Origin of the sequence: Aliiglaciecola sp. SL4, assembly GCF_041538045.1 — a bacterium.
Classification (GTDB): domain Bacteria; phylum Pseudomonadota; class Gammaproteobacteria; order Enterobacterales; family Alteromonadaceae; genus Aliiglaciecola.
This window is the reverse complement of sequence record NZ_JBGOSE010000008.1, coordinates 61,904-74,594: the sequence shown is the minus strand read 5'-3', so window position 1 is coordinate 74,594 and position 12,691 is coordinate 61,904. Positions and strand designations below refer to the sequence as shown.

Sequence of the window (12,691 nt, the reverse complement as noted above, 5' to 3'; positions counted from 1 at the left end):
TTCCCCCCCCTGCATAGTTGCTTCATTAGAAGGGTAACGTTTTAACTATATATCTCTCATTAATTAAATACTAGGCTTAGCCAGCTTGATACTTTTAGCTAACTTGGCCAAGTCTGATGCGGCGGTTAACGTGTTTTTGTTCTCAGGGAAAAACTCTGCACCAATATAACCTTGATAACCTAACTCTCTTAATCGAGTGAGTACCTTTCCATAAGCCACTTCACCAGTTCCGGGTTGGTTTCTGTTAGGTGAATCTGCCAGCTGAATATACGAAACTTGGTCAAAACCATTTTCTAAGTGAGTGATCAAGTTGCCATTGGTGCGTTGCATATGAAAAAAATCCCAATTTAATTTAATACTGGGCGAATTAACTTCACGACAAATACTTAACGCAGGTTCATTACCATAGATGAAATGCCCTTTATGGTTAAACGGATTATAAGGTTCAACCGTTGCAACTATATTTTCTGCTTCTAATCTGGGTGCAAATGATTTCAACCTACGCGTGTAGTTTTCTATCATTTGCGCTTCAGTTAATCCCTCAATTAATTTGTGACCCGTTAAATTAAAATTAGGCACTTTTAACGTTTTTGCTATAGCAATCGCTACTTCTAACCATTCTTTAATCGTTTGTTCATTTTTAGGATCGGCTAGATTGGGGGCGCTAGGTGAAAAACTGGTAATGCGCATGCCCTGCTCTTTTGCTCTTTGCACTATCAATTCAGGCGTTTTACCAGGTTTAGTTGATGCCGGATTCCACATTTCAACAGCGGTAAAGCCAAGGGCTTTAGCCGCATTGATACGCTCTAAAAATGGCATAGGGCGAAACCACTGCTCAATATTACAAGCAAACGAACTAAGCCATTTTTTGCGCTCTTCAAAAGATAAAATATCCATTGTATCTGCAGTTGTATTGCTAGCTTTGAGTGTGGAACACGAAACCACGCCAGCGCTAGCAATGCCGGCGACAATTGAACGACGAATAAACTTACGTCTATTCACTATAATATATCTTCATTCATTAACTTGACGGCATAGTCCGCCGCACGAGCTGTTATTGCCATATAGGTCAAGGAAGGATTTTGCGTCGCACAAGACGACATGCACGCACCGTCAGTCACAAATAAGTTGGCGACGTCATGAGACTGAGCCCATTTATTTAGTACTGAAATGTTAGGATCTGCTCCCATGCAAGCCCCCCCCATTTCATGGGTTCTGCTTCCTACCGTAATATGTTTATCATTAGGCGTCTCAATAATTTTGATTTTATCGCAACCACCAACTTCTAATATTTCTTTGATATCTTTTGCTGCTTGTTTGATCATTTTACGTTCATTGTCACGAATGTGCGCATCAATATGTAATTGGGGAATACCCCAAGCATCCTTTTTAGTTGGATGTAAGGTCGCTTTGTTTTCGTAATAAGGTAAAATCTCACCGTACATAAACGCTCTAAAATACCAAGGACTAGGCTGATTAGCTTGAGCTTTTACTTCTACGCCAATACCAACTTTTTTCGCGGTTGTCCCTGTATTGGGTCGAGCAGCAGCAATAGTTTGATAGCCGTAACCTCGACTAAAATCGACATCATCAGCCTTGTCCTGACGATAATTAGGTATATAAGTACCAATTGGACGCCGACCATAACTGAACTTATCTTCTAAGCCTGGTACTTCGCCCATACCAACTACACCGGTAAAGTGATCCATAATATAATGCCCAACCGCTCCGCTTGAGTTGGCAATCCCATTGGGAAAGGTCTTTGACTTTGAATTCAATAATATTTGAACTGAGCCCAATGCTGACGCGCATAAAAAAACAACCCGAGCTTTGTAACTGCGCTTCTCTTTTGTGTGAGCATCTACAATAGTAACGCCACTGGCTTTACCTGTTGATTCGTTGTAATCAATTGAAGAAGCAATCGCGTCAGTAACTATGGTCAAGTTTCCGGTTTTTCTCGCTGCCGGTAATGTCGCTGATAAAGAGCTAAAATATGCGCCAAAAGTACAACCTCGTGCACAATAAGAGCGCGCTTGGCACTGAGTTCTTCCTAACTCATGTTGTTCTTTTGTTGGTTGTGTCAGATTAGCTGAACGCCCTATAATCAGGTGCCTATCGCTGTATTTTTTCGCTATATTTTTTGCAATAAATTGTTCGGCACTACTCATTTCCCACGGTTTTTGAAAGACACCATCGGGTACAGATTCAAGGCCATCTTTATTGCCAGCAACGCCAATAAATTCTTCTACATAGTCATACCAAGGGGCTAAGTCGTCATAGCTAATTGGCCAAGTTACACCGTGACCATCTTTAGCATTAGATTCAAAGTCTTTTCTACCCCAACGTAATACTTGTCGCCCCCAAGTTAACGAACGACCACCTAACTGATAACCGCGCGTCCACATAAAGGGGCGCTCTTTAGGAAAGGAGTATGGGTATTCAGAGTCATCAGAATAAAATTGAATAGAATCAGACTTTAACACTTTTTTCTTTGCGATTAGCTGCGAATACCGGCCTTGCTCTTTTAAAGTTTCAGGAGCAAAACCAAGATTATCAAGCTGCCAAGGCGCTTTCATGTCATTATATTCTGGACTCGGATGATCAAGGTGGCGACCGCGTTCAATCACCAAAGTTTTAAAGCCTTTTTCACAAAACTCTTTGGCTGCCCATCCGCCTGTAATTCCAGAGCCAACCACTATCACATCAAAATTTTGCTCGGGGTTGGAGGTTGTTACTTGCTCGCTACTTTTATTACCGGTTTGACTCATAAGTAACCTCTCTTTCTAATTGCATCTAACTCTGTTTTACTAAGATCTCCGCGATAGCCACCTGGAATTAAAACAAAATCAGGGCTTGCGTGTTCAGAAGTATAATAAACATGAAAAATCATTTCTTTGAGATGACGGTAACTCGCAGACAAGTCAGTTTCCTGATTAATAAAAGCTGTTTTGTCCAATTCAGTTATTAGCTGCTGTCTTTGGTGCAAAGGTAATTGATGATAAGCACCTTGATAAGTTGCTTTAGCAAACACTTCAATTTGTTCGATAATACTTGTGTACTGCTGTTTTGTTTTAGAGCCTGCCCATGTCACCATTAGCCCGTCCAATACCGAAGCAACATTAGCATCGGTTGCGCCAGGCTTATCTGTTTTTGGGATCATAATTTCAGCAATATCAGTCAGCACCGTTAACGCATGCGCATCAAAAAATTGGCCATTTTTAAGCACTTCATACATATCTATCTTTTTATTGAAGATAGATGCTAATAAAGGTGCAGACACAATATAAGCAGTAGCGCCGATAAACACTCTTCTCGTTATTGCTTTAGTAAACATGCATTGCTCCTGCTATATTTTAAGTAAACGGCCTGCAAATGTCGTAGGCATATAGAGCCTTATAATGATATCCGTTATTGCGGGACCGGCTCGATATAAGCTTACCGCTATCGTATTAATCAGCCTGGTCATTATGTGAACATTTCCAATCGGTGTTTCATCGATTAATTCATTACAGTCACCGAATAGCTTCCTGCAGTATACAATTTACTAACTTCATTCGGTAAAGTGACTATAGCGGTACTATTATTTGGAACAACAAACTCCCATATCACCGTATTGTCTTCCCTCCACCAACGACTTTGAATGGTTCCATAACCGGTTTTAAATGAGACATCAACAGAATCTAGTCCCTTAGCAAATACAGGCCTGAGTTCGAAATCCTGATACCCCACGCTGTCTTGCTGCAAACGAATACCGCCCAAACCTTCATAAAACCAGCCATCATAACCACTGTGAAAAGGATGATTGAGAGAACGGCCGGGGGAATTGCGACGCTCTGGATCTAGGCTAGGATCAATCACGCCTTTTCGTTCCCACAAGGTAGTGGCATTTAAATGGTCAAATTGCCATTGATAGCCTGGGTAACCTTTTGCGGTAAAAATATTAAATGCGGTATCACCATATCCATAATCACTTAATGATTTATACAAATAGGTCTGCCCTAGTGCGCCTACAGCGCCATGACCATTCCAATTTTCAAGCACATCTCGATTCAAGCCGTCAGCTACTTTTTGACGCAATTCAACAGGGGTCAACTCAAATTGCAATGCCATCGCACCTGCTGTTTGACTACCGTAACTTCCTGTTTTGGAGTCATAAAACTCTTTGTGATATTTCTGGCTAATAGAGGAAAAAAGCTGACTAAAATGCTTAGCTTTTTGGGGTTTGTTTAATAAACTCGATATCTTAGCCATTAAATTTGCTGAATGCGCAAATAGTGCTGAGGTTGTTTTGACGGGTAACGTGTATTCTGAGTTACAGCGTTTACGCTCCATACCGGGCTCTCGTACCGGATCACACCAATCACCATAACTATAACGATCGTCACGTATTAGGGCATTATCCAGAATCGCCTCTCCTGCTGTCATATACTCCATCATACTTTCATATTGAGACGCTAATAATTGTAAGTCACCATAGTGTCGATAATGCTCCCAGGCTATCATCACTTCTGCAGCCGCCCAATCAAACTTACCACCATGACTACGTTTACCCGGCACAACCGCTGGTGCAACATGCTCAGACGTTTTAAAGTCCCCTAAATACTTATCCCAAAAATTCTGCATATTAAAGTTGAAGTTACCCGTAATCAGCGCTGCGTGGGCATCACCTGTCCACCCCGCTCGCTCACGAATAGGACAGTCCATTGGCAAGGCCATCAAATTACTTTCATAACTCCATAAAGCCATATCATGAATACGATTGATCAAAGGGCTTGCGCTTTTAAACTGCCCCACACGAGCTACATCAGATCTGACTAAATGCGCGGTCACAGCATCAAGTGCTGGTGCCGTGTCTAAACCGGTAATTTCGATATACCGGAAACCATGCCAAGTAAAAGCAGGACGCCACGTTTTAGCATCATCACCTGAAGCAACATAGCTATCGACTTGTTTTAATAGTGGTGCTCCCCCGCCTGATTTTTGACTGATATTTCCATCTATGTCCGCCCACTCGGCATAACGTAAAGAAATAGTTTGATGTTGTTGCAAACCAAGCTTATCTAAATGCAAAGTCGGAACTCCAGTAAAGTTCTGACCAAAGTCGAGCACCCAAACTTTATCTTTTGGTTGATAAAGTTTTTTAGCTTTCATTTCCACATTTGCTCGGATAGGCGGCAATAGTTGGGGTTCGAGTGCCAAAGTCGGCCACTCGTCCAAAACTTTAACGGGTTCCCATAATCCATCTTCATTTATTTGGTTATTGGTATTCCAAGCTTTTACTATTTTATTTGCGTCAAAAAACTCACCTGAAAAAATACCTTCTTTCAATACTGGTGATGAATGACTCAACCAATGTTTGTCTGACACAACAAATTGTGTGGAGCCATCTTCAAAGCTAAGTTCTAGTTGCGCAATAAATTTCGGCTGGCCATAAGCTAACGATTTAGAAGGCTGAGTATTCGGCTTTGCGTCTGGGTTATCCCATTTACTAAAGGCAATATTTTCATTATACCAACCGCTACCAAGATGCACGCCAATACTATTTGCGCCATCTGATAGAAGAGACACTACATCGTCTGTGTTATATAAAATACGTTTATCGAAATCGGTTTGGCCTGGATCAGCCAAACGTTCATCCACTTTGTTACCATTAATAAAAATCTCGTAATAACCTGCTGCGGTGCTATGCAAACGCGCTTTTACCACTTTTTTATCTTTTGGAATGAAAAATGTGTGACGGAATAAACTCGCGCTAGCTTGAGCCGTCAATTGCTCGAATACTCTTTGTTGCGTTTGCTGTTTACTCTTTGATAGTTTGTCAGTGACACTTTCATGTAAATTAGCTGCAAATAACATCCAATTAGTAACGGCCGGTGTAATTTCGCTTATCATGGGGTTTTCAGCTTGTATCCATTTAGCCTGCCAATCATGTTTATTGATCAAGCCCATTTCCCATGTATCAGCTTCACTCCACTCATGTGCGACCTCATTTTTACTGCTCCAAACCCGAACTCGCCAAAATACAGTTTGGCCACTACTGAGTGGTTTTCCTTGATAAGCAATATTGACTGATTGTCTTGCGTTTACCTTTCCGCTATCCCATAAATCTGGCTTGTCAGCACTCAATAAGTCCTTCGAGCTGGCAACTTGTATTTGGTATGCCTGTTGTGCGACTACGTTTGCGTGCCAAGATAATCGTGGCGATGCGTTATGAACATTAAGCGGCTCACTAATTCCTTCGGTCAACAATTCTGAGGGAGTGGATAAGTTTTGTGTGGTGTATGTGGCGACATATTCATTCGAGCATGCGACCAATACCACGCTGAATATAATAATTAGTATTATGTTTCTCATTAAAGCCTGACCTAATTTCCAATAAAGGACTAAAATATATTGCTATAAGATTGTAGGTAATAACGTATTTCCAATGTACATCCATCTTCTCTATAAGCATCATTGAAATTTGTTTGTAAGCTACCTAACACGAATTAAACTACGCTTAGTTTATTCTTTTATTAGCTGTTTAAATTGATAGCCAACAAATAGATACAATTTAGCAACAAGCGCATAACAAGTTACAGTTTAATATCATTTTAAGTTAATTTAAATCATAATAAATCAAATAAAATTAATGTTAGATCTTTTTCATCAAAAAAATTGTATTTAGATACGATTAAATGACTCCAGTACACTATTGTTTTGATAAATCATCAGTACTTTAATCAGCAACACATCTAGAGCGACATCATAACTATCCACATTCCTCCCCCAATTTAAAAGCCTCAGGCTTTGCAGCTTTCTCGATTACTAATTCGAAATTAGATCCTCTCGGCAAAATTAAGACATTGTAGTTTTAAACCATGACCTAAACCTAGGATAAGGTTTTTGTGTTATGTTCTGACACTCACCATATTTAACCATATAAGATCAAAATACATCAAAACTTCTTCTAAGATATTTTCCAATTTGTTAATATCTTGTAACTTCCAGCCAACCAAACGGCTGAACGGGCATCCCACATGGAGATTTATGGCCGGGTACTCACTAAAACAGATAAATCATCGAACGCAGCTAGGAACAACAATGAAAAAAGTTAAATTTAACGCACTGTTGCAATGTTTTGTGTCAGTTTATCAAATCACGATTGGCTACAAACATTGTGCAAAGAGATTGATTGCCAGTGCCTTATTGATTGCACTTAATAGTGCTGCTGCGTCAACGATAGACAGCCCAAAGGACTCAACAAATAAAGGTGATCGCCCTGGCGACGATATGACGGCGCCTATTCCTGCCGACCAAATCCCCCCAGCGCCAGTACTCAACGTAGAACAAGCACTTAAATCGATTGTTGTTCAAGACGGTTTTATTGTCGAAAATGTCGCTGCAGAGCCTCTCGTTCAAAGTCCGGTCGATATTGCATTTGATGCTAACGGCCGTATCTGGATGGTAGAAATGCAGACTTTTATGCCTGACCTAGATGCAAATAATGAGGAAGTCCCAGAAGGCCGTATTGTCTTACTTGAAGATAGAGACGCGGATGGCAAAGCAGACAAACGGACTGTCTTTCTTAACGATGTTGTGCTACCTAGAACGATATCCATGGTCAAAGGCGGGATTTTGTATGCCAGCCATGAACAACTCCATTTTGCTGAAATTCTTGCTGATAATAGCCTTGGCTTGCATGAAGTGGTGGACCCAGAATACGCCAAGGGCGGAACCCTTGAGCACAAGCCTAATGCTATGCACTATTCATTAGACAACTGGTATTACAACGCTAAAAGTAATCGTAAATATAAAGTCGTGCCACTTAACTCAACTCTTCCTGCTGGAAGCAAAGAAATATATCGTAATAAATATTGGAAAATGCTTTTAGCTTTTACCGATAATCGTGGGCAGTGGGGAATTAGTTCAGATGATTATGGGCGTCTCTATCACAATGGCAATAGTTCGGCCGCGCGCGGTGAGTATCTACGACCAGGCGCTTTAATGGAGAACCCTGGTTTACAATTTGCGGTGGAAGCCAATACCCTTGGTTCAAACCATGTTTTCCCTATTCGAATAAATCCTGGAGTAAACCGAGCATATTTGCCAAATATACTTGTTGCCGAAGGGCCTAATAAAGGTAAGCTTAATAAATATACTGCGGCGTCGGGGAATAATCTTTACCGGGGCGATCAATTTCCACAGGAATTTTACGGTGTATCTTTTACACCAGAACCCGCGGGTAACTTAATCAGTGTGCGCAGAGTTACACAAGGTGAAGGTAAGCTTGAAGGAGCAGAAATTTACCCTCAAGCAGAAATACTTGCGTCAACGGACGAGCGTTTTCGGCCTGTTAATTTAAATACGGCACCCGACGGTACTTTGTATATTGTGGATATGTATCACGGTGTCATTCAGCATGCTGAATACCTAACAACGTATTTGCGAGAGCAATATGAATCTCGTGACTTGCATAAACACAATTCTGGTATGGGAAGAATATACCGACTGCGGTGGGCAGAGAGACCATTGGGGGAGCTACCCAATATGAAATCCGAAAGTCCTCAGCAATGGGTCGCCCACCTTGAACATGCAAATGGTTGGTGGCGCGATATGGCGCGTCAGTTAATTGTGCAGAATTACCAACAAGCACTTGTGCCACAAATAAAAAATGTATTTAAAACGAGTCAAAGCCATGTCGCCAGAATCAATGCGCTATGGACGCTCGAAGGCCTTGATGCAATAGATATTGAATTAATAGAATCCGCGTTGCTCGACAAACATCGTAAAGTAAAAGTAGCAGGCATAGAGCTAAGTACTCGACTGTCTAAAAACGATAATAAGAGCTTAGCAAAAACATTATTTACCTTACATGATAATAATTACGAATTGGGTTTGAACGTGGCATTGGTAGCAGGCCAAATCGACAGTCCATTGGTATTTCCTGCTCTTGAGCAAGTGCTAAATATGTATGGTGGAAAGCCATATATTTATGAAGCTGTAATTAATGGACTTACCGGGAAAGAAAAAGAATTTGCCACGTATTTAGATGCTAAAGATACTTTTAATAACTCTGAATTTACCAATTTACTTGCCAATGTAGGTCGAAAAGACATAGCCAATAGTAATGTCCTTAATTTAAGTGAAAGGCAAAAAAACATGTATAAACTTGGCAAGGCATTGTATGACGGCAAGGCTGCTTGTTTTGGATGTCATGGCCAAGACGGAGAAGGTATTAATAGTATGGGACCGCCATTAGCTAATAGCGAGTGGGTTATTGGCAAACCTGAAACATTAGTTAAGATTTTGTTGCACGGATTGATGGGACCAATCACTGTTGGCAATAAAAAATATGACACTGGCATGATAATGCCCGGCTTCGCTCAAAGCCTGACCGATGAAGAGTTTGCTCAGATAAGTACTTATATTAGAAACAACTGGGGCAATAAAGCTCATGTTTTTGGAGGCAAGGTTTTTGCTAAAATCAGAAAAGAGACAAGCGATAAACAACTACCTTATACAGAAGCAGAATTGATATATCGTTCAAAACGTAAACTGTCGCCAAGCGAAGCAAGTAAATAAATTTCGGCTCATCTGGGCTAGTTTTCATTGTGTGTGTAAAGGAATAAATCATCAGGTTTAGACGCTCAATTTCACTTGTAAGCGTCATTATATGAGGTATTACAACCAAGCTGTCTGCACAAGAACAAAGTACGGTTGAAATTATCCAAGTAAGTGGAACTCGTCTAAGTGAGCCCTCCCTGGGCGCTTTTAGTGTGATTGTTCGAGAACAAATTGAACAAATAAACCCTGCATCTAGAATGAGGGTTTAGAACGCGTTTCAGTAGTATTAGTGCTCATCATTTAACCTCGATAATGTATCTGCCGGCACCGACAGAAATGGTTTTGGTCTTTTGATCTTGCTCAAGCAAGCTCTCATCAGATATCACTTTGCCATTGACTACAATTTTACGGCCGAGAAGTACAGCTTTGCGTTCTTTCAGACTGAATAGCGATTTCTCAGATGGATGTGTATATTGCATTAATGGAATTTGAATATGAGCCGTCGTATTAGCAGGAATAAGAACATCTAAGGTGAGACCAGAATCTGTTTTTTGCCATTTAGATTTTATGGTACCAAATACTGACTGAAATTCACCTTCAGCAAATTGTAACTGCGCCGGAATGAGAGGCGCAATTAATATTGATTTATAACCCGCTGTTAAAGGACTAATACCTGCGACACGACCGTATAACCATTGTCCAATAGCTCCGTAAGCATAATGATTAAGCGAGCCTGCTTTATCAGCATATCCTTTATTATGAGTATACCCGTCCCAACGTTCCCATACTGTGGTTGCACCTTGGGTTACAGAATATAACCATGATGGATAAGTTTGTTTAAAGACTAAATCAAAGACAATATCCGCACGGCCAATTTTATCCAGCACTGGCGCAATAAGTGGAGTACCTAAAAAGCCGGTGCGTAAATGGCCGTTCGCTGCTTCGAAAGTCGCCAAAAGATACGGTATGGATTTTTGAGTCAACTCTTCATCGAGTAAGTTAAACCCAATAGCAAGTAAATAAGCGGTTTGTGTTTGTTTGCCTACTTTTAATCGCCCGGTATCAGAGAAAAAGTGCCGTTGAAAGTTCTCTTTAATTTCCGTTAATAACTGGCTGTACTTCGCCACATCAGCGGTTTTACCTAATACTTTGGCACTGTTGAGAGTGAACTCTACTGATCGTGCATAAAAAGCCGTAGAAATTAAACTATTGTCGGTTTCGCCACGTCGAGAATCCTCACGAGTTGAGAATGGCTGCAACCAATCACCCACTGTCCACATGTCACTAATACCATCCTTCAGTTGAGTTTGATGATATTGGATCCAACGAGTCATCATGTCGTAATTTTCGACCAATATTTTTTTGTCGCCTGTGCGCCAATACACATCCCATGGGATGGTTACTGCCGCATCGGACCAACCTGCCTGCGCAATTTCACCCACTTCATTGGGTACAACCACAGGAATACTATGATCATCAAACTGCTCTTCACGGATAGATTGCATCCAAGCTGCCCAAAAAGCATGGCTGTCGGCAATAAATAACGAGGTATTAGCAAACGCTAAGGCATCACCTGTCCAACCTAAACGCTCAGCACGTTGTGGACAGTCGGTAGGAATATCTAAAAAGTTACCTTTTAAGCCCCATTCAATATTCGACTGCAACTGATTAAGCTGGGGATCTGAACTAACAAATTTGCCCGCCATATCAAAATCTGTGTATTGCACCACGCCGGTCACCCAAGACAAGTCAGGTTCAACACTTGCATCATAGCCACTTAACTCAACATACCTAAATCCATGAAAGGTAAATTGAGGTTGCCACTGCACAATGCCATCTTGTTTGGCAGTATAAAAATCCAGTTGTTTAGCACTGCCTAAATTTTTAGTATAAAGCGAGCCATCGTTATTTATTCCTTCAGCAAAGCGTAAACTCAGGGTTTGCCCTTTTACCATTGGCACTTTAATTCTAGGTACTCCCACCATATTCTGACCTAAATCAAATATGATTTTGCCATTGACGTTATTAACCGACAGAGCAGGTAATAACTGTTTATTTTTAGCGGTAAAATGTCGTTTGGGTTGTAGCAAAACATCTGACTCAATGTCAGATGTTTTTACCCCAGACCACTCAGAGCTATCAAATCCAGTTTGCGCCCAACCTACTAATTCAAAATTGGCATCATAACGCTCACCATCATATAAACCCGAAGTGCGAACAGGACCATTTTGCGTTGCTTGCCAGTTTTGGTCAGTGACAATATGTTGTCGACGGCCATCCGCATATTCTATTTCTAATTGAGCGAGTACTTTTGGCGTGAGCTTTAATTTTTTGTGCCAATGACGTTTGGGCCCAAAACGGCCAGCATACCAACCTTCAGCAAGCTGCATACCCAAGGCGTTATTACCCTGCTGCAATTGCCCTGTTACATCATAGGTTAAGGTTTCAATCCTTTTTTTATAGGGGGTGTAGCCCGGCGTTAATACGTCATCGCCAATACGCTGACCATTTAAAAATGCAGTAAACACGCCTTTGGCAGTGATATATAAGCGCGCACTTTTTATGGTTTTATTTACGTTAAATTCAGTTCGTAAGTGCTGTGGTATATGAATTGGCGTTTTATATTCATTTAATTCAATCGGTTGTTTGTTATCAATTTCAACCCATTTTGCAGACCAATCATTGTTGTTTAATAAACCAAGTTCAAACTGACCTAGCTCGCTCCATTTCGAAGCCTGTTGGTCTTGATCCCAAAATCGTACCTGCCAATACACTTTTTGTTTTGAATCTAACACTTTTCCCTGATATTCAATAAAAGTGGTTTGTGCGCTGTGCACAATTCCAGAGTCCCATAAGTCGGCTGACAGGGTTAGTAGTTCAGGCTTGGATGCCACTTTAATTTGGTAGCGGCTTTGTGCTTTTACGTTAGTATTTACCGGCAATTGCCATGAAAATCTCGGTTTGGCATCATAAAAGCCAAGCGGGTTGCTAAAGCCTTCGTTAATTTTTAATGATTGTGGAGGGGCAACCCGGTTATCGTCGTCAGTGATTAGGTTACAGCTGGGCAATAAGATAAAAATAAATATTAACAGTAGACCATCAATATGACGGGAGACTTTGTTAAATACATTTGGGATATTCATAT

At 40.9% G+C, this 12,691-nt stretch carries 6 protein-coding genes; 1 reads left to right on the top strand and 5 read right to left on the bottom strand.

The genetic code is table 11. The features are described from left to right. Nucleotides 1-63: 63 nt before the first annotated feature. The 4 genes from AB6T38_RS12915 to AB6T38_RS12900 form a co-directional block, all read right to left on the bottom strand. Nucleotides 64-1,002 (bottom strand): TIM barrel protein, encoded by a 939-nt coding sequence (locus AB6T38_RS12915; RefSeq protein WP_372547705.1) that lies wholly within the window; start codon nt 1,000-1,002, stop codon nt 64-66. Beyond that, entirely contained in the window at nt 1,002-2,768 is a 1,767-nt protein-coding gene (locus AB6T38_RS12910; RefSeq protein WP_372547704.1) for a GMC oxidoreductase, read from the bottom strand. Before AB6T38_RS12910 ends, AB6T38_RS12915 begins: the two co-directional genes overlap by 1 nt. Then, nucleotides 2,765-3,334, bottom strand: coding sequence for a gluconate 2-dehydrogenase subunit 3 family protein (locus AB6T38_RS12905; protein WP_372547703.1), 570 nt, complete (start codon nt 3,332-3,334; stop codon nt 2,765-2,767). The genes AB6T38_RS12910 and AB6T38_RS12905 overlap by 4 nt, the downstream gene beginning before the upstream one ends. Before the next feature lie 164 nt (nt 3,335-3,498). Further along, nucleotides 3,499-6,354, bottom strand: a complete 2,856-nt coding sequence (locus AB6T38_RS12900) for a family 78 glycoside hydrolase catalytic domain (RefSeq protein WP_372547702.1) — start codon at nt 6,352-6,354, stop codon at nt 3,499-3,501. 729 nt (nt 6,355-7,083) lie between these two features. Between AB6T38_RS12900 and AB6T38_RS12895 the strand changes: the two genes are divergently transcribed. After that, on the top strand, nt 7,084-9,564 hold the full coding sequence (locus AB6T38_RS12895) for a PVC-type heme-binding CxxCH protein (RefSeq protein WP_372547701.1): 2,481 nt from the start codon (nt 7,084-7,086) through the stop codon (nt 9,562-9,564). A 278-nt stretch (nt 9,565-9,842) separates the two neighbouring features. On the opposite strand, the gene AB6T38_RS12890 is transcribed toward AB6T38_RS12895, so the two are convergent. Then, complete coding sequence (locus tag AB6T38_RS12890) at nt 9,843-12,689, bottom strand: family 78 glycoside hydrolase catalytic domain (protein ID WP_372547700.1); 2,847 nt, start codon at nt 12,687-12,689, stop codon at nt 9,843-9,845. Nucleotides 12,690-12,691 lie beyond the last annotated feature (2 nt).